Below are 18533 nucleotides of genomic sequence, written 5' to 3'. Positions count from 1 at the left end.
AAATTCACTGCAATCTATTGTGGGAGCTGGCTTGCCTGCGATTGCGATTTTCCAGTCACCTTATTGGCTGGCTGATATATCGCTATCGCCGGCAAGCCAGCTCCCATATTTAAATCGCATTCAGTCATTTTTATTGGGGAACCGCCGCAGATCCAGGGTCATCGGTAGTTCATCATTAACCATTAAGGAAGGCACGGGGAGCTTGCCAGGGGTATGCCCCAAGCGGAAAAACCGCGCCATCCGCCGGCTTTCGGCTTCATTGGCATTCACCGGCAAGCTGTCGTAATTGCGCCCTCCCGGGTGGGCGACGTGGTACTGGCAGCCGCCCAGCGAGCGCTGCATCCAGGTGTCGAGCACGTCGAACACCAACGGCGCGTGCACCGGGATAGTCGGTTGCAGGCAGTTGGCCGGTTGCCAGGCGCGATAACGCACGCCGGCCACGAACTCACCGACACGCCCGGTCGGTTGCAGCGGCACCGGTATGCCGTTGCAGGTCAGCAGATAACGCTGCGGCGCCAGCCCGCTCAACTTCACCTGCAAGCGCTCCAGGGACGAATCCACATAGCGCACCGTGCCGCCCACCGCGCCCTCCTCGCCCAGTACGTGCCAGGGTTCCAGCGCCTGGCGCAGTTCCAGCTCGATGCCGCTGACGGCATAGTCGCCAACCTTGGGGAAACGGAACTCCAGGTGCGCGGCAAACCATTCGGCCCGCAGCGGGTAACCCGCAGCATTCAGCTCGACTATCACGTCGGCAAAATCCTGCTCGATAAAATGCGGCAGCAAGAAGCGATCGTGCAGTTCCGTACCCCAGCGCGCCAGTTTCGGCGGCGCATACGGCTCACGCCAGAAGCGTGCGACCAAGGCCCGCAGCAGCAATTGCTGGGTCAGGCTCATGCGCGCATGGGGCGGCATTTCAAAGGCGCGCAGTTCCAGCAGGCCCAGGCGCCCCGTGGCGCCGTCGGGCGAGTAGAGTTTGTCGATGCAGAACTCGGCGCGGTGGGTGTTGCCCGTCACGTCGATCAGCAGGTTGCGCAGCAGGCGGTCCACCAACCATGGCGGGCATTCTTCGCCAGGGGCGGGCATTTGGGCGAACGCGATTTCCAGCTCGTACAATGCGTCGTTACGCGCTTCATCCACCCGTGGCGCCTGGGATGTCGGGCCGATAAACAACCCGGAAAACAGGTACGACAGCGATGGATGGTTATGCCAGTAGCTGATCAAACTGCGCAGCAAATCGGGGCGACGCAAGAACGGTGAGTCCTTGGGCGTCGCGCCGCCCAGCACAAAATGGTTGCCGCCGCCGGTGCCCGTGTGACGACCGTCGATCATGAATTTTTCAGTGGTCAGGCGGGTTTGCCGTGCCTCTTCGTAGAGGAATTCCGTGCGCTCCACCAACTCGTCCCAGGTGGCGGACGGCTGCACGTTGACCTCAATCACACCCGGGTCCGGCGTGACCCGGAAGTTGCTCAAACGCGTGTCGAACGGCGGCTCGTAGCCTTCCAGCAATACCGGGCAGTGCAGCTCCTCGGCGGTGGCTTCGATGACGGCCACCAATTCCAGATAGTCCTCGACGCGCTCCAGCGGCGGCATAAACAGGTACAGGCGCCCTTCCCGCGCTTCGGCGCACAAGGCGGTGCGGGTCAGCCAGTCGGCGGACTCGTCGACTTCAGGCACGCGTTCATCGGCTGGCGCGGGTTCGCCATGGCTTTGCAGTTGCGCGGTGGTCGGCAACTCCGGCTGATCCTGGTTAGGGTCAGTCGGATGCACGAACGGGTACTCCGCCGCCGTCACCCAAGGTTGCGAGGCCAGCGGCAGGCGATAGCCCAGCGCTGAGTCGCCCGGCACCAGTCGGCAGTGATTGTCGCGCAGGTACCAGCGCCCACTCTGCCAGCGGTCATTGGCCGCCGTGCGCGCCAGCGGCAGCACTTGGCCGATAACTTTGTCCAGGCCCTGGCTGAATACTTTGCGCAGGCGCTCGCGCTCCAGGTCGTCGCTCAAGCGCGGGTCTTGGGCGGTGACGTTTTGCGGCAGTGCACCTTCGCGCCACAGGTAATAGAAATTGTCTTCGAAGGCCGGGAATACAAAGTACGCCGGCAGTTTGAGGCGTTCGGCGACACTGGCCAGGAAACGCCCGGCCATGAGCCCGTCGGCAGCATAATCTTCTTGCTCATCGGCTATCAGCGCGGTGTTGTGCCAGATCGGCACGCCGTCGCGCCGCCAATAGCAGTTGAGCGACCAGCGCGGCAACTGCTCGCCGGGGTACCACTTGCCCTGACCGAAGTGCACCAGGCCCTTGGGCGCGTAGTGCTTACGCATGCGTTGGAACAGCTCGGCGGACAGCCGACGTTTGTCCGGCCCGAGGGCGGCGGTGTTCCACTCGGCGCCGTCGGGGTCGTCGATGGAGACGAAGGTCGGTTCGCCGCCCATGGTCAGGCGTACGTCGTCCTTGAGCAGGTCGCCATCGATCTGCCGGCCCAGTGCCTGGATCGCCAGCCATTGTTCTTCGGTGTAGGGCTTGGTAACCCGAGGTGCTTCCCAAATGCGCTCCACCGACATCTCGTGGGTAAATTCGCACTCGCACGGTTCCACCAGCCCACTGATCGGTGCGGCGGACGATGGATCAGGACTACAGGCCAACGGGATATGGCCTTCACCAGCGAATAACCCTGAGGTAGCGTCCAGGCCGATCCAGCCGGCGCCGGGCAAATACACTTCGCACCAGGCGTGCAGGTCGGTGAAGTCCACTTCGGTGCCGGACGGGCCGTCGAGGGCTTTGACGTCGGCGGTCAGTTGGATCAAGTAGCCCGACACAAAGCGCGCCGCCAACCCCAGGTTGCGCAGCAATTGCACCAGCAGCCAGGCCGAATCGCGGCAGGAGCCGGAGGCATTTTCCAGGGTGAATTCCGGGGTTTGCACGCCCGGTTCCATGCGGATCAAGTAGCCAATATCGGCCGCCAGACGCTGGTTCAGCCCCACCAGGAAATCCACGGCCGGCAAGGGCGTGCGGTCGATGCCCGCCAGGTAAGCGGCAAACTTCGGCGTCAGCGGCAGGGTTTCCAGGTACGGCGCCAGCTCTCGCTGCTCGTCAGCGGCGTAGCTGAAGGGGATTTTTTCGGCGTAGGGCTCAAGGAAAAAGTCGAACGGGTTGAACACCGCCATCTCGGCGACCAAGTCGACTTCGATACGCAGTTCGTCCGTCTTTTCCGGGAACACCAGACGCGCCAGGTAGTTACCCTGGGGGTCTTGTTGCCAATTGATGAAATGCTGCTCGGGCAGCACTTTCAGTGCGTAGGACAAAATCCGCGTGCGACTGTGGGCCGCCGGGCGTAAACGCACGATCTGTGGGCCGAGTTCGACAGCGCGGTCATAGCGGTAATGCGTAACGTGGTGCAACGCGACATGAATCGACACGGCGGCCTCCTGCGAGCCAGGGCATGGACACAACGTGCGCAAGACTTATGCCAGAGCAGCCGTCATTGCGCTTTCTCGTTAGACCCGGTGCAGTAGAGCACCAAAACGGCGCCATCACCGGTGCCCTGGTGCAAGTGCTGCACATATTTGTGGCGCAGGGTGGTGAATCTACCCAGCTAGCGTGCTTTGTGCGTTGCGATGATGGCTTGGCGCAGCCGCCTCACTTCAACGAGTTTCTGGCGCATCTCGCGGTGACGCTTGCTGTTGAGCAGCAGCAATCCCAGCAGCGGGAACAGCAGGCTCAAACTATAGGACAGCGGATGCGGACCGAAGGCGATGGTGGGCAGCACTGCCAGAACACAGAGCGCAAGCAGCATCACCAGCGGCCATACCCACTGTGGCCGCCCGCGCGCGATCATGAAGTTGCACTGCACGATGCCCCACGTCAGCGCGAGGCCGCCCAGGAAGGAATACTTGAGGTTGTCGTCCATCGACAAGCGTGGGAAATAACTGTCGAAAATCAGCGGCACCGCAAACACCAGGCTGAACACCGCCGCGAAAATTGCGCCCATAAAGACCGGAAAGTATTGCGCCAGAAAACTGCGAATGCCGGGTAGCTCATTCATCGCTCATTTCCTCATACAGCCCCACGGCAATGGTGCGTACGTTCCCCGAGATTGCACTGCCGGTAAAACCGATCGCCGCGCCCAGGGCATCCTGTATCTGAGTCACCGTCGCATGCTTGACCTGGGCGGGGGCGAAACGCTTGGTCGCCTCGCCAGACAGTTGTTTCAACTTGAGCATCTTGGCGCTCATACGCGGGTCCTGAATGCTGAGCAGCTCCTTCGTAAGCTTGGCGCGCTCTTGCCGGGTTAATCCTCGTAGCACCTCCCGCACGCTTTTGCCGGTGGCGGCCTGATTCAGCCGCACCAGCTTTATCGTGGTCAGCGTCGATGCACCGACCCCGATCAACGACGCAGCATCCAGCGCGATCATCGTGTACTGATACCACTCCGAGCTGTCGAGCTTGTCATTTTTGGAGGGGTCACTGATCTCATTGCTGACGCGATAGCCACTGGCAAAACACTGGAGCGTGCTGGCCGTGGCAGCGGTATAACCGATGGCCGTAATCACGCTGCTGGCACCCGCCGTGAACGGTACAGCGACGGTGCCGCTGAGCACCACGATCCAACCGATGATCGCGCCCGCGCAGGACAGAGACGTATTGACCGCCTCTCCCACCAGGCGCGATTCGCGGGGATTGTCCTGGACCTGTTGCGCAAACTGCGCCGGGGCGATGTACTTCTGCGCTTCACGCAAGATCAAACGTTTAGGAGCGATGCTGCAGATGGGCTGAAATTCGCGCAGCGTGAGGACGTTGAAGTCGGCGTCAATGTACACAACGCCCGCGCCGACAATGCCGGGGTCAGCGTCGATGGCGGCAAACAGGCGTGGCAGGTTGATCTGGCTTTCGATGCGCTGGCGCGCCATGAACTGCGAGCGGTTGGAGTCCATGCCGATGCTGAGCAGGGGGTTGCTCATGAGAGTTCTTCCTTGAAGGTGATGGTGGCCTGGCAGGCCTCATCGCGGGCAAGCCCGGCTCCCACAAGGGAACGCGTTACAACTGTGGGAGCTGGCTTGCCTGCGATGGCGATCTAATGACCACCACCTTAACAAACGATCTACCCACCCGCTAGAAAGCAAAACGCCAGCACAAGGCTGGCGTTTTGCATTCTGGCAGGCCTCATCGCGGGCAAGCCCGGCTCCCACAAGGGAACGCGTTCCAACTGTGGGAGCTGGCTTGCCTGCGATGGCGATCTAATGACCACCACCTTAACAAACGGTCTACCCACCCGCTAGAAAGCAAAACGCCAGCACGAGGCTGGCGTTTTGCATATTCAGGCTACGATCAACGCGGCACTACCGGCTTGCGCGCAGGCTTACCGCCTTTGCCCTTCGCCGCATCGGCGCGCTCCTTGGCAGCCTGCTTGTTGCGTACCATGGCCGCAGCCTTGGCTTGTTCGCGCTTGTCCCACGGGTTGCTGCCATCACTGCCACGCGGCGGCAAACCGGTGTGCTGGGTGAGGATCCTGGTGGTGGTTTCCTTGGCAACCTTATGGCTGCCGGCCGGCGTCGAGTTCTTGCGACGGGCGCTCTGGTAGCTGTCGGTGGCCGGCTGGTGCAGCGGGATCAATTGGTCCTTGCCCGGCCCGATCAGGTCGGCACGGCCCATGCGGGTCAATGCTTCACGCAGCATCGGCCAGCCTTTCGGGTCGTGGTAGCGCAGGAACGCTTTGTGCAGACGGCGCTGCTCTTCGCTCTTGACGATGGTCACCGCGTCGCTCTTGTAGGTGACCTTGCGCAGCGGGTTCTTGCCCGAGTGGTACATCGCGGTGGCGGTGGCCATCGGCGACGGGTAGAACGCCTGCACCTGGTCGGCGCGGAAGCCGTTGCCCTTGAGCCACAGGGCCAGGTTCATCATGTCTTCATCGGTGGTGCCCGGGTGGGCGGCGATGAAGTAAGGAATCAGGTACTGCTCCTTGCCCGCTTCCTTGGTGTACTTCTCGAACATGCGCTTGAACTTGTCATAGCTGCCAATGCCCGGCTTCATCATCTGGTTGAGCGGACCTTCCTCGGTGTGTTCCGGGGCGATCTTGAGGTAACCACCGACGTGGTGGGTCACCAACTCTTTAACGTATTCCGGCGACTCGACCGCGAGGTCATAGCGCAGGCCGGAAGCAATCAAAATCTTCTTCACACCCGGCAACGCACGGGCGCTGCGGTACAGCTGAATCAGTGACGAGTGGTCGGTGTTCAGGTTCGGGCAGATGCCAGGGAATACGCACGACGGCTTACGGCATGCAGATTCGATTTCCGGGCTCTTGCAAGCGATGCGGTACATGTTCGCGGTCGGGCCGCCGAGGTCGGAGATCACGCCGGTAAAACCTGGAACCTTGTCGCGGATCTCTTCGATTTCGCGAATGATCGACTCTTCGGAACGGTTCTGGATGATCCGGCCTTCGTGCTCGGTGATCGAGCAGAAAGTACAGCCGCCGAAGCAGCCACGCATGATGTTCACCGAGAAACGGATCATGTCGTAGGCCGGGATCTTTTCCTTGCCGTACGCCGGGTGCGGGACACGGGCGTAAGGCATGCCAAACACGTAGTCCATTTCTTCGGTGGTCATCGGGATGGGCGGCGGGTTGAACCACACATCCACTTCACCGTGCTTCTGCACCAGAGCACGGGCGTTGCCTGGGTTGGTTTCCAGGTGCAGCACGCGGTTGGCGTGGGCGTAGAGCACCGAGTCACCACGGACTTTTTCTACCGATGGCAGGCGAATCACGGTCTTGTCGCGGGTCATGCGCGGGCTGGCCAGGATCTGCACGACCTTGGCTTCTTCCGGGTCTTCAACCGGGCCTTTTTCCTGCTCAATGGCGCAAGCCTGGGTGTCCTGGGTATTCACGTACGGGTTGATGATCTTGTCGATCTTGCCCGGGCGGTCGATACGCGTGGAGTCCACTTCGTACCAGCCTTCAGGCGTGTCACGGCGAATGAACGCGGTGCCGCGCACGTCAGTGATGTCTTCGATCTTATGGCCCCAGGACAAACGCTGGGCGACTTCGACGATAGCCCGCTCGGCGTTGCCGTACAGCAGGATGTCGGCGCAGGCGTCGATCAGGATCGAATTGCGCACGCGGTCTTGCCAGTAGTCGTAGTGGGCGATGCGGCGCAGGGACGCTTCGATGCCACCGAGTACGATCGGCACGTTCTTGTAGGCTTCTTTACAGCGCTGGCTGTACACCAGGCTCGCGCGGTCCGGGCGTTTGCCAGCCATACCGCCAGGGGTGTAGGCGTCGTCGGAACGAATCTTCTTGTCGGCGGTGTAGCGGTTGATCATCGAGTCCATGTTGCCGGCCGCGACGCCGAAGAACAGGTTCGGCTCGCCGAGCTTCATGAAGTCGTCTTTGGACTGCCAGTTCGGCTGGGCAATGATCCCGACGCGAAAGCCCTGGGACTCCAGCAGCCGGCCGATGATGGCCATACCGAACGAGGGGTGATCCACGTACGCATCACCGGTGACGATGATGATGTCGCAGGAATCCCAGCCAAGCTGATCCATCTCCTCCCTGCTCATCGGCAGGAATGGCGCAGGACCGAAACATTCGGCCCAGTACTTGGGATAGTCAAATAACGGCTTGGCTGTTTGCATGACGGTGACCGGTGTTGAGATGAAAAATCGCGGGCGTGGAATATAGCACAAATTTTGACCAATTCCGACGGTAATGGTCGGAATTGTGGTGACGCCATCGCAGGCAGGCCAGTTCCCCCATTTGAATGCATTTACACATCAATGTGGGAGTTGGCTTGCCTGCGATGAGGCCCTTACAGGCGCTGGAGAGTTACTCGTCGTCGAAGTTGTAGCTGCCCGGCGCCAGGTTTTCGAAACGGGTGTATTTGCCGATAAAGGCCAGGCGCGTGGTGCCGATTGGCCCGTTACGCTGCTTGCCGATAATGATTTCAGCGATGCCTTTATGCTCGGTCTCCGGGTGATACACCTCGTCCCGGTAAACGAACATGATTACGTCAGCATCCTGCTCGATCGCTCCGGATTCCCGCAAGTCGGAGTTGATCGGGCGTTTGTTCGGCCGTTGCTCCAAGGAACGGTTGAGCTGCGACAGGGCAACCACTGGGCAGTTGAATTCCTTGGCCAGGGCTTTCAACGAGCGGGAAATCTCGGAAATCTCGTTGGTACGGCTGTCGCCACTGGAACCCGGGATCTGCATCAGTTGCAGGTAGTCGATCATGATCAGGGCGATATCGCCATGCTCACGCACCAGGCGTCGGGTACGTGCGCGCATTTCCGAGGGGCTGATGCCCGCGGTGTCATCGATAAACAGCTTGCGGTCGTTAAGCAGGTTAACGGCCGAGGTCAAGCGCGGCCAATCGTCATCTTCCAGACGACCGGCACGCACCTTGGTCTGGTCGATACGGCCCAGGGACGACAACATCCGCATGATCAGCGATTCGCCTGGCATCTCCAGCGAGTAGACCAGTACGGCCTTATCGCTGCGCAACACGGCGTTCTCCACCAGGTTCATCGCAAACGTGGTTTTACCCATGGACGGACGGCCGGCGACGATGATCAGGTCAGACGGCTGCAGGCCGCTGGTCATGCCATCGAGGTCGGTGTAGCCGGTGGACAGGCCGGTGATGGCGTTGTCGGTGTTGAACAAGGTATCGATCCGGTCGATGGCCTTGGTCAACAGGTCGTTGACGCTGACCGGGCCGCCGGTTTTCGGACGGGCCTCGGCGATCTGGAAGATCTGCCGTTCGGCCTCGTCGAGAATCTCTTCAGCGGTACGGCCTTCGGGGTTGAAGGCACTGTCGGCAATCTCGGTGGCGATGCCGATCAACTGGCGCAACGTGGCCCGCGCACGGACGATCTGCGCATAGGCCTTGATGTTGGCGACCGATGGCGTGTTTTTCGCCAGCTCACCCAGGTAACCCAGGCCGCCCACTTGGGACGTCTGGCCTTCCTTGTCCAATTGCTCGGCCAGGGTCACCACGTCGATCGGCGAGTTCTGGTCGGCCAGCTTGGCAATGGCACGGAAGATCAGGCGGTGGTCATGACGGTAGAAATCGCCGTCCGAGACTTGATCCAGCACGCGTTCCCAGGCGTTGTTGTCCAGCATCAAGCCACCGAGCACGGCCTGTTCGGCCTCGATGGAATGCGGTGGCACCTTCAGGGCAGCGGTTTGCAGATCGTATTGCTCAGGAGCTGAAATATCGTTCATGGCCACTTGGAATTAGGGGATTGTAGAAAAACAAAAGGCACGACCTGTAAACAGGATCGTGCCCGATGTTAACTGGCTGACACGCGAGGTGCCAGTCAGTTAGGTGCTGCTTAAGCTGCTACCACGACAACGCGTACGGTGGCTTCAACTTCGGCGTGCAGGTGCACGGCTACGTCGAATTCGCCTACGTTGCGGATGGTGCCGTTCGGCAGACGAACTTCGCTCTTCTGCACTTCAACGCCGGAAGCGGTCAGTGCATCAGCGATGTCGTGGGTGCCGATCGAACCGAACAGCTTGCCTTCGTCACCGGCGGTGGCAGTGATAGTCACTTCCAGCTCAGCCAGTTGGGCAGCGCGAGTTTCGGCCGAAGCTTTTTTGTCTGCTGCTGCTTTTTCCAGCTCAGCACGACGCTCTTCAAACGCAGCCAGGTTGGCAGCGGTTGCAGCGGTAGCTTTGCCGTAAGGCAGCAGGTAGTTACGACCGTAGCCGGCCTTAACGTTCACTTTGTCGCCCAGGTTGCCCAGGTTGGCGACTTTTTCCAGAAGGATCAGTTGCATGTGAAAATCCTCTAACTTTTAACCTTCACCGTTCGCGTTATCGGCGTCTTTCGACGCCAGACGACCGCGAAAATCAATCAGGCCGTCGACAATGGCCAAAACCACGAGTAACGGATAGATCAGCTGCATGAACAGCAACAGCGTTACGTACAACCCCACCAGCCAAAACCTGGCCAGACGCTTTCGCGCAACCAGCCCATGAATCAGGGCCAACCCGGCAAACACCAGCGGTACGCTGCAAATCGGCGCCAGCAAGGCCATCTGTGGACCGAAGTTCGGCCCGACAACCATGCACGCCAGCAGCAACATCGCCGGCCCCGCGGGGATTCTGATACTGCGAAACTCGCGACCAAAACCACCCGGGTTGTACAACAACGCCTGCCAATAACGCCCAAGAATCAGGCTCAGCACGCTGACGACCTGCAACAATGCCGCAATCAGGCCGGTCAGGACCGGAGCAATCAGTGACGCAAACCGCGCTCGCTCATCTACCGACAACTGCTGGTAGAGATCCCCGAGAGCCATCGGCAGGATCTTGACGATTTCCTGCGACAGCGCCTCGATTTGCGGGCGGAAAGCCGCGCCAAGCATCACTGAGTACAACAACCCCAATGCCACGCTGACCAGCAGCGTACGGACCCAGGACTCACTTGCGCGTAAAACCAACGCAAGGCTCGATGACCCCAGCAGTACCAAAAGTACGCGTGGATCACCAAATTGCAGCCACCAGATCAAGGCCGGCAACAATCCCAGGGCAAGGACGCCAAGGGCGTCCTTCAAACCGCGCCGCAGCAGCACTAGGCAACCTGCGGCAGCACCCAACCAATAAAGCAACGGCAATGCCGCACATCCAGCCACTACGAGAGTGGCCTGCACGCGACCGCGCATGATGAACTCAGCTAAGGCGCGCATGCATTCAATCCCTTACTACTTGTCGACTGCCCGGTCTCAGCGGCCGTGGCTGTCGGTGTAGGCCAGCAGGGCCAGGAAGCGGGCGCGCTTGATAGCGGTGGCCAGCTGACGCTGATAACGTGCTTTGGTACCGGTGATACGGCTTGGAACGATTTTGCCGGTCTCGGATACGTAAGCTTTCAGAGTGTTGAGATCTTTGTAATCGATCTCTTTCACGTCTTCAGCGGTGAAGCGGCAGAATTTACGACGACGGAAGAAACGTGCCATTTGATAGGCTCCTTAAAAGGTCCGTGGATTACTCGTCAGCGTTATCGCTGTTGTCGCTGTCATCACTATCAGCGCTTTCGGCGCCTTCGTGCTCAGGACGGTCGCGACGCTCACGGCGCTCACTGCGGTTTTCTTCAGCCTTGAGCATCTCGGATTGGCCGGTAACGGCTTCTTCGCGACGGATGACCAGGTTACGGATCACTGCATCGTTGTAGCGGAAGTTGTCTTCCAGCTCGGCCAGGGCCTTGCCAGTGCACTCAACGTTCAGCATCACGTAGTGAGCCTTGTGAACATTGTTGATTGCGTAGGCCAGTTGACGACGGCCCCAATCTTCCAGACGGTGGATTTTGCCGCCGTCTTCTTCGATCAGCTTGGTGTAACGCTCAACCATGCCGCCGACTTGCTCGCTTTGATCCGGGTGGACCAAAAAGATGATTTCGTAATGACGCATGAATGCTCCTTACGGGTTGTAGCCTGCCGCTCAAAAACGGTCAGACAAGGAGTGAATGACACTTATGGATCTTGCCAAAGGGAGGCACATGCGTGCCTGCCATGAAGGCAAGGGGCGCAATTGTAGAGAAGGGGGAGAAAGCGCGCAAGGTGATTGGTGATTATTTGAACAATCTCCAATTCACCACAAAACAAATGTGGGAGGGTCTTATGTGGGAACCGGGCTTGTCCGCGATGCAGGCACCTCGACGTATCAGTGATACCGAGGTGATGCTATCGCAGGCAAGCCAGCTCCCACACAAGTGCCTCCCACATTTTGGATCTACGCCAGGCTCAAAATTACTTTTTAGCCTTCGCCTTGACGCCACGCTGGCGCCGGGCTTCGAACAGGCACACGCCGGTAGCAACCGACACGTTGAGACTGCTCACACTACCGGCCATCGGCAGGTGCACCAGGTAGTCGCAATGCTCACGGGTCAGGCGACGCATGCCTTTGCCTTCGGCGCCCATGATCAGAATGGTCGGGCCGGTGAGGTCCTGGTCATAAATGCTGACCTCAGCCTCGCCTGCCGTGCCCACGACCCACAGGCCGCGCTGCTGGAGTTTTTCCAGGGTGCGCGCCAGGTTGGTCACGGCCACCAGCGGAATCACTTCCGCCGCGCCGCAGGCAACTTTACGCACGACCGGCGTCAGGGTGGCCGACTTGTCTTTCGGCACAATTACCGCCAGCGCGCCGGCAGCGTCCGCCGAACGCAGGCAGGCGCCGAGGTTGTGCGGATCGGTCACGCCGTCCAGTACCAGCAGCAGCGGCGCGCCTTCGGTACGGTCGAGCAACTCGTCGAGCATCGCCTCGCCCCAGACCTGGCTCGGGCTTACGTCCGCAACCACGCCCTGGTGAACGCCCTCTACCCACACGTCCATTTCACGACGCTCGGCCTGACCGATGGCAACCTTATTTTGGGTAGCCAGCTCGACCAGCGCTTGTACACGCGGTTCGCTGCGACCTTCTGCCAACCACACTTGCTTGACGCGTTTGGGGTGGTGACGCAGCAGTGCTTCTACGGCGTGTACGCCATAGATTTTTTCCAGACTCATGACTTGGCCTTAGGTTTGCGCGACCCGCCGCTTTTCGCGGGGGCCGAACCCGCTTTAGGCGGGCCTTTACGGTGTTTACTCGGCTTGCTCGACGGCTTTTCCGCCTCGCGGGACTTTCCCCCAGACGCCGCTTTACCACCGCTTTTGGCTTCGCTGAGCAACTGCTGCTTCAACTCGCGGCTCTTGCGCAGTTCTGCGTTTTTTGCCGCGGCATCGCTTGGGCGGTAGGCTTCGGGGGCCTTGTCCTTGGCAGACGAACGACGAGCAGGCTTGGCTGGCGCAGGCTCGGCGACCGCTGCTTTCGCAGGAGCACCTTTGCCTTTGCTGGCCGGCGCAGTCGTCTCGCCGCCACGTTTCTTACGGCCAGTCGGCTCGGCTGGCTTGTCAGGCATACCGAAGTCGATCTTGCGCTCGTCAAGGTCGACGCGCATGACCTGCACCTCAACGGTATCGCCCAAGCGGAAGCTGCGACCGGTGCGCTCGCCCGCCAGGCGGTGATGCACAGGGTCAAAGTGGTAGTAGTCACCCGGCAAGGCGGTGACGTGCACCAGGCCCTCGACATAGATGTCAGTCAGCTCAACGAACAGACCAAACCCGGTTACGGCCGTGATGACGCCAGGGAACGACTCGCCCACGCGGTCTTTCATGAACTCGCACTTAAGCCAGTTCACTACATCGCGGGTGGCTTCGTCGGCACGGCGCTCGCTCATGGAGCACTGCTCGCCCAGCTGTTCCAGGGCCGCTTCGTCGTACGGATAAATCCGCGCTTTCGGAATGGTCATGGCACCGGCGCGCTTGACGTGCGGGGTGTTCTGCTTGGAATGGATCACGCTGCGGATCGCGCGGTGCGTGAGCAGGTCCGGGTAACGACGAATCGGCGACGTGAAGTGGGTGTACGCTTCGTAATTCAGGCCGAAGTGGCCCTGATTATCAGCGCTGTACACCGCCTGGCTCAGGGAGCGCAGCATCACGGTCTGGATCACGTGGTAATCCGGACGGTCCTTGATGCTCGCGAGCAGTGCCTGGTAGTCCTTCGGCGTCGGGCCGTCCTTGCCTTTGTGCAGGGACAGGCCGAGCTCACCGAGGAACGCGCGCAGCTTCTCCAGGCGCTCCGGCGGCGGGCCGTCATGCACCCGGTACAACGCAGGAATCTCGTGCTTTTTCAGGAATTCCGCAGTGGCCACGTTGGCCGCCAGCATGCATTCCTCGATCAGCTTGTGCGCATCGTTACGCGTGGTCGGGGTGATTGCCGCGATCTTGCGCTCGGAACCGAAGACAATTCGGGTTTCCTGCGTTTCAAAATCGATCGCGCCACGCACGTGACGAGCGCCCAACAGCACTTTGTACAACGCGTACAGCTGCTTGAGGTGCGGCACAACATGACCATACTCACCGCGCAGTGCTTTGGCTTCGCTGGTCTTCGGCTGTTCCAGGATGGTGCTGACCTTGTTGTAGGTCAGGCGCGCCTGGGAATGAATCACCGCTTCGTAGAACTGGTAGTCCGTCATTTCGCCGGTTTTCGAGATGGTCATCTCGCACACCATGGCCAAACGGTCGACTTTCGGGTTCAGGGAGCACAAGCCGTTGGACAACTGCTCAGGCAGCATCGGAATCACGCGCTCAGGGAAGTACACGGAGTTGCCGCGCACCTGAGCTTCGTTGTCCAGGGCCGAACCAATCTTCACGTAGCTGGACACGTCGGCAATCGCGACGAACAACTTCCAGCCGCCGGAGAACAGGCGCAGCTTGCCAGGCTTGGCTTCGCAGTAGACCGCATCGTCGAAGTCACGCGCATCTTCGCCGTCAATGGTGACGAACGGCAGATGGCGCAGGTCGATGCGTTTTTCTTTGTCTTTGTCTTCAACTTCCGGCTTGAGCTTGGCGGCTTCTTTGAGCACAGCCTCAGGCCAGACGTGAGGAATATCGTAGGTGCGCAGCGCAACGTCGATTTCCATGCCCGGCGCCATGTAGTTGCCGACCACTTCAACGATATCGCCTTGCGGCTGGAAGCGCGCAGTCGGCCAATGGGTGATTTTCACCTCGACGAACTGGCCGACCTTGGCGGCGCCATTGCGACCCGGGGTAATCAGCACTTCCTGCTGGACCTTGGGGTTATCTGGCACAACAAAGCCAATACCGCCCTCTTCGAAGTAACGGCCGACGATAGACTCGTGGGCACGCGACACCACTTCGACGATCACGCCTTCACGACGACCGCGACGGTCCAGGCCGGAAACGCGCGCCAGGGCACGGTCGCCATCGAACACCAGGCGCATTTGCGCCGGGCTCATGAACAAGTCGTCGCTGCCGTCGTCCGGGATCAAAAAGCCGAAGCCATCACGGTGACCGGCAATGCGGCCAAGGATCAGGTCGAGCTTATCCACAGGCGCGTAGGTGCCACGGCGGGTGTAGATCAGTTGAGCGTCGCGCTCCATGGCACGCAAACGGCGGCGCAGGGCTTCGAGCTGGTCTTCGGTGGTCAGACCGAACTCTTCAACCAGCTGCTCGCGGCTAGCAGGCGAACCACGATCGGCGAGATGCGCCAGGATCAGTTCGCGGCTAGGAATAGGGTTTTCATATTTTTCCGCTTCACGAGCGGCCTCGGGATCGAGGGACTGCCAATCGGCCATTAGAGAGTTTTCACCTTGTCTATATGCGGGTTAGTTTGGCATACGCGTATTGAAACGGGAAATTTCAGACGTCAACAAGCCTTTAAAAGCTCTTTGTAGCCCCCGACAGACACCTTGCACGACCATTGGCGAAATTTTCCAGGCTTTTTTCATAGCAGGGCTTTACAGCTTAAAATCCGCTCCGTATAGTGCGCGCCATCGACGACGGCAACGTTGTTGATGCTGCCCAGGTGGTGAAATTGGTAGACACGCCAGCTTCAGGTGCTGGTGATCGCAAGGTCGTGGAAGTTCGAGTCTTCTCCTGGGCACCAATTTCAAACTCAAGGTTACGCTTTGAGTCTCCAAAAACCCGCGAAAGCGGGTTTTTGCGTTTCAGGCCTTTGATTTTTAACGAGAATATAGATTTATATTTTTGATATCAGGGGTTTACAGATCAAAAAGCCCTCCGTATAGTTCGCTCCATCAACAGCGCAAGCGTTGTTGATAATGCCCAGGTGGTGAAATTGGTAGACACGCCAGCTTCAGGTGCTGGTGATCGCAAGGTCGTGGAAGTTCGAGTCTTCTCCTGGGCACCAAATTCAGATCAAACCCGCGAAAGCGGGTTTTTTCGTTTCCGGGGTTTAAAAACTTCCCCAGTGATTTCCCCCTCATCCGCACTTGAGAAGTTTTATCGTTTATCCTGCTCATACAAATCGGCAATGATTTGTTGCACTTATACGAGGAAAGCTTCGGATGACCATAAGCAATACCCGTCTCAAAACATCCCTTCTGCGTGGCCTGACCCTCACCCTGCTCAGCCTGACCCTGCTCTCGCCCGCCGCCTATTCCGCCGACAAGGTGTCACTGACCTTGTACAACGGCCAACACAAAGAAGTCGGCGATCAACTCGCCAAGGCCTTCGAAGCCAAGACCGGCATTCACGTCAATGTGCGCAAAGGCAGCAGCAACCAGCTGGCCAGCCAGGTTGTCGAAGAAGGCGACCGCTCCCCCGCTGACGTGATCTACACCGAAGAATCGCCGCCGCTGAACAAACTCGGCGAGCAAGGCCTGCTGGCCAAGATCGACGCCAGCACCCTCGACGTATTACCCAAAGACTATGTAGGCAAAAACGCTGACTGGATGGGCGTGACCGCACGCACCCGCGTCGTCGCGTTCAACCCGAAACTGATTGCCGAAAAAGACCTGCCTAAATCGGTACTGGATTTCGCCGGGCCCGAGTGGCAAGGCAAAGTCGGCTTTGTACCTACCAGCGGCGCCTTCCAGGAACAAGCTGTGGCGATTATCAAGCTGCACGGTCGTGAAGCCGCTGAAGAATGGCTGACCGGCCTGCGCGCTTTCGGCAAGGTGTACAGCAACAACATGGTCGCCCTCAAAGCGGTGGAAAACGGCGAAGTGGCCACCGTGCTGGTGAACAACTACTACTGGTTTGCCCTGAAGAAAGAAAAAACCAATCTGGACTCGCAACTGCATTACTTCACCGATGGTGATGCCGGCGGCCTGATCACCGTGTCTTCCGCTGCCGCACTGAAATCCAGCAAACACCCGAAAGAAGCCCAGCAACTGCTGGCATTCATGACCAGCGAAGAAGGCCAACGCGTAATCACCGATACCTCGGCTGAATACCCGCTGCGCAAGGGTATGGAATCCAACCGTGGCCTCAAGCCTTTCAGCGAGCTGCAACCGCCGAAAGTCACTCCCGCCGACCTGGGCAACGCCGAAGAAGCCCTGGACCTGGAACGTGACGTTGGCTTGAACTGATGAACCCACCGCCACCCGCCCCCACTTTGCGTGGGGGTTTTAGCCCGCGACGCAAACATCCCTCGATCTGGCTGTTACTCCCCGTTCTGTTTCTGGTGGGGTTGAGCCTGTTGCCGCTGCTGTATGTCGGGACCAAGGCTTGGCAGGCGGGCTGGACGGAGGCAGTGCATCTGCTGTGGCGGCCCTATGTATTTGGGCTGCTGCGTAACACCCTGGCCTTGATGGTCGGGGTGACCCTGGCCTGCGGCGTGATCGGCCTGTCACTGGCTTGGCTGCTCGAACGCAGCAACCTGCCGGGCCGACGCATCTGGGGCGTGATCCTGTGCCTGCCGTTTGCGGTACCGGCGTTTGTCAGCAGCTTTACCTGGGTATCGCTGAGCGCCAACTTCGAAGGGCTGGGCGGTGCGATCCTGGTGATGACCCTGTCCAAATACCCGCTGGTGTTTCTGCCGGTAGCGGCAACCTTGCGCAATCTGGACCCGTCCCTTGAAGAGTCGGCCCGCACCCTTGGGCAGAATCGTTGGGGCGTGTTTTTCCGTATTACGCTGCCCTTGCTCTGGCCTTCGCTACTCGCGGGTGCGCTGCTGATCGCCCTGCATATGCTGGTGGAGTTCGGCGCGCTGTCGATCATCGGCCTGCAGACGTTTACCACTGCCATCTACCAACAATTCGAACTGGAATTCAGCAATGCCAATGCCGCGATGCTCTCGGCGGTGTTGCTCGTGATGTGCCTGACGCTGCTGTGGCTGGAGCTGCGCGTACGCGGCAAGGGCCGACATGTACGCATCGGGCAGGGCGCGGCGCGGCATGCTGAGCAGGTTCAATTGGGTAAATGGGCGCCACTCGGTCAACTCTATTGCCTGGCGCTGGCGATCATTGGCAGCGGCATTCCTTTGGGGATGCTCGGCTACTGGCTGGCGGTGGGTTCGTCGGCGGCATTTCCCGTGGCGGAAATCGGCGAGGCACTGCTGTCTTCCCTGGCGCTGTCACTGGGTGGCGCCGCGCTTTGCCTGATCCTGGCCGTGCCGGTGGGCCTGCTGGTGGTGCGCTACAAAGGCTCACTGGCGATCTGGGCTGAACGCCTGCCTTATCTGCTGCACGCCCTGCCTGGCCTGGTGATCGCGCTGACGCTGGTGTATTTCGCGCTGCATTATGTGCCGGCGCTGTATCAGACGTCGGCGTTGCTGCTGATCGCTTACGCGCTGCTTTTTTTGCCGCTGGCCCAGGCGCCGATTCGCACAGCACTCAACAAGGCAGCACCGCAGCTGGAGGAAGCCGCACGCACACTGGGCGCGTCCTCTTTCAGCGCGTTTTGCCGAGTGACCCTGCCGATTATCTTCCCGGCGTTGGGCGCGGCGTTTGCGCTGGTGTTTCTGGATGCGATGAAGGAATTGACGGCGACGTTACTGCTCAGCCCGACCGGGCTGAACACCCTGGCCACCGCCGTGTGGGCGCATACCTCGAATGTGGAGTTTGCAGCGGCGGCGCCTTATGCGGCGCTGTTGATTCTGGTGTCGGGGTTGCCGGTGTATCTGCTGACGACTCGGATGTATCTGAGCCGCTGAAATAACTTTCGCGAGCAAGCCCGCTCTCACATTTGAAACGCATTCCAATGTGGGAGCGGGCTTGCTCGCGAAAGGGCCCTCCCAGGCGAC

The 18533-nt window shown here is 59.9% G+C and carries 13 protein-coding genes and 2 tRNA genes; 4 read left to right on the top strand and 11 right to left on the bottom strand.

Translation table 11 applies throughout. From position 1 onward, the window contains the following. Window positions 1–120: 120 nt before the first annotated feature. From A7J50_RS02640 to rnr, 11 genes are all read right to left on the bottom strand, one after another. A complete protein-coding gene (locus tag A7J50_RS02640) occupies window positions 121–3411 on the bottom strand; it encodes a DUF2126 domain-containing protein (RefSeq protein ID WP_064450419.1) in 3291 nt (1096 codons plus the stop codon). Between the two features lie 176 nt (window positions 3412–3587). Beyond that, complete coding sequence (locus A7J50_RS02635) at window positions 3588–4037, bottom strand: hypothetical protein (RefSeq protein WP_064450418.1); 450 nt, start codon at window positions 4035–4037, stop codon at window positions 3588–3590. Continuing rightward, window positions 4030–4953, bottom strand: a complete 924-nt coding sequence (locus A7J50_RS02630; protein ID WP_064450417.1) for a hypothetical protein — start codon at window positions 4951–4953, stop codon at window positions 4030–4032. Before A7J50_RS02630 ends, A7J50_RS02635 begins: the two co-directional genes overlap by 8 nt. Window positions 4954–5320: 367 nt before the next feature. After that, on the bottom strand, window positions 5321–7624 hold the full coding sequence (locus tag A7J50_RS02625; protein WP_064450416.1) for a YgiQ family radical SAM protein: 2304 nt from the start codon (window positions 7622–7624) through the stop codon (window positions 5321–5323). 190 nt (window positions 7625–7814) lie between these two features. Then, a complete protein-coding gene (gene dnaB, locus A7J50_RS02620; RefSeq protein ID WP_064450415.1) occupies window positions 7815–9209 on the bottom strand; it encodes a replicative DNA helicase in 1395 nt (464 codons plus the stop codon). Window positions 9210–9319: 110 nt separating this feature from the next. Beyond that, window positions 9320–9766, bottom strand: coding sequence for a 50S ribosomal protein L9 (rplI, locus tag A7J50_RS02615; RefSeq protein ID WP_003171376.1), 447 nt, complete (start codon window positions 9764–9766; stop codon window positions 9320–9322). An 18-nt stretch (window positions 9767–9784) separates the two neighbouring features. After that, complete coding sequence (locus A7J50_RS02610) at window positions 9785–10678, bottom strand: hypothetical protein (RefSeq protein ID WP_064450414.1); 894 nt, start codon at window positions 10676–10678, stop codon at window positions 9785–9787. Between the two features lie 36 nt (window positions 10679–10714). Continuing rightward, window positions 10715–10945: a 30S ribosomal protein S18 gene (gene rpsR / locus A7J50_RS02605; RefSeq protein WP_002551829.1), complete on the bottom strand. Its 231-nt coding sequence runs from the start codon at window positions 10943–10945 to the stop codon at window positions 10715–10717. 28 nt (window positions 10946–10973) lie between these two features. Then, window positions 10974–11396 (bottom strand): 30S ribosomal protein S6, encoded by a 423-nt coding sequence (rpsF, locus tag A7J50_RS02600; RefSeq protein ID WP_003217491.1) that lies wholly within the window; start codon window positions 11394–11396, stop codon window positions 10974–10976. Window positions 11397–11734: 338 nt separating this feature from the next. Then, window positions 11735–12490, bottom strand: a complete 756-nt coding sequence (rlmB, locus tag A7J50_RS02595; protein WP_064450413.1) for a 23S rRNA (guanosine(2251)-2'-O)-methyltransferase RlmB — start codon at window positions 12488–12490, stop codon at window positions 11735–11737. After that, window positions 12487–15120 carry a ribonuclease R gene (gene rnr, locus A7J50_RS02590; protein WP_064450412.1) on the bottom strand — a complete coding sequence of 878 codons (2634 nt, stop codon included), beginning with the start codon at window positions 15118–15120 and terminating at the stop codon, window positions 12487–12489. The genes rlmB and rnr overlap by 4 nt, the downstream gene beginning before the upstream one ends. Window positions 15121–15344: 224 nt before the next feature. Between rnr and A7J50_RS02585 the strand changes: the two genes are divergently transcribed. The 4 genes from A7J50_RS02585 (at window position 15345) to A7J50_RS02570 (ending at window position 18443) form a co-directional block, all read left to right on the top strand. Continuing rightward, window positions 15345–15431 (top strand) — tRNA-Leu (locus A7J50_RS02585). Between the two features lie 177 nt (window positions 15432–15608). Beyond that, window positions 15609–15695, top strand: a tRNA-Leu gene (locus A7J50_RS02580). A gap of 157 nt (window positions 15696–15852) precedes the next feature. Next, window positions 15853–16878, top strand: coding sequence for an extracellular solute-binding protein (locus A7J50_RS02575; RefSeq protein ID WP_064450411.1), 1026 nt, complete (start codon window positions 15853–15855; stop codon window positions 16876–16878). Next, window positions 16878–18443, top strand: coding sequence for an ABC transporter permease (locus tag A7J50_RS02570; protein WP_064450410.1), 1566 nt, complete (start codon window positions 16878–16880; stop codon window positions 18441–18443). The genes A7J50_RS02575 and A7J50_RS02570 overlap by 1 nt, the downstream gene beginning before the upstream one ends. Window positions 18444–18533 lie beyond the last annotated feature (90 nt).

Source organism: Pseudomonas antarctica, assembly GCF_001647715.1.
GTDB lineage: Bacteria > Pseudomonadota > Gammaproteobacteria > Pseudomonadales > Pseudomonadaceae > Aquipseudomonas > Aquipseudomonas antarctica_A.
The sequence above is the reverse complement of the archived record's forward strand: the minus strand, read 5'-3'. Positions and strand labels throughout refer to the sequence as shown.

Bases quoted from the DNA above. Each gene is read 5' to 3' on its own strand.
- A7J50_RS02635 (WP_064450418.1), bottom strand. From the start codon at position 4,037: ATGAATGAGCTACCCGGCATTCGCAGTTTTCTGGCGCAATACTTTCCG.
- A7J50_RS02630 (WP_064450417.1), bottom strand. From the start codon at position 4,953: ATGAGCAACCCCCTGCTCAGCATCGGCATGGACTCCAACCGCTCGCAG.
- A7J50_RS02625 (WP_064450416.1), bottom strand. From the start codon at position 7,624: ATGCAAACAGCCAAGCCGTTATTTGACTATCCCAAGTACTGGGCCGAA.
- dnaB (WP_064450415.1), bottom strand. From the start codon at position 9,209: ATGAACGATATTTCAGCTCCTGAGCAATACGATCTGCAAACCGCTGCC.
- rplI (WP_003171376.1), bottom strand. From the start codon at position 9,766: ATGCAACTGATCCTTCTGGAAAAAGTCGCCAACCTGGGCAACCTGGGC.
- A7J50_RS02610 (WP_064450414.1), bottom strand. From the start codon at position 10,678: ATGCGCGCCTTAGCTGAGTTCATCATGCGCGGTCGCGTGCAGGCCACT.
- rpsR (WP_002551829.1), bottom strand. From the start codon at position 10,945: ATGGCACGTTTCTTCCGTCGTCGTAAATTCTGCCGCTTCACCGCTGAA.
- rpsF (WP_003217491.1), bottom strand. From the start codon at position 11,396: ATGCGTCATTACGAAATCATCTTTTTGGTCCACCCGGATCAAAGCGAG.
- rlmB (WP_064450413.1), bottom strand. From the start codon at position 12,490: ATGAGTCTGGAAAAAATCTATGGCGTACACGCCGTAGAAGCACTGCTG.
- rnr (WP_064450412.1), bottom strand. From the start codon at position 15,120: ATGGCCGATTGGCAGTCCCTCGATCCCGAGGCCGCTCGTGAAGCGGAA.
- A7J50_RS02575 (WP_064450411.1), top strand. From the start codon at position 15,853: ATGACCATAAGCAATACCCGTCTCAAAACATCCCTTCTGCGTGGCCTG.
- A7J50_RS02570 (WP_064450410.1), top strand. From the start codon at position 16,878: ATGAACCCACCGCCACCCGCCCCCACTTTGCGTGGGGGTTTTAGCCCG.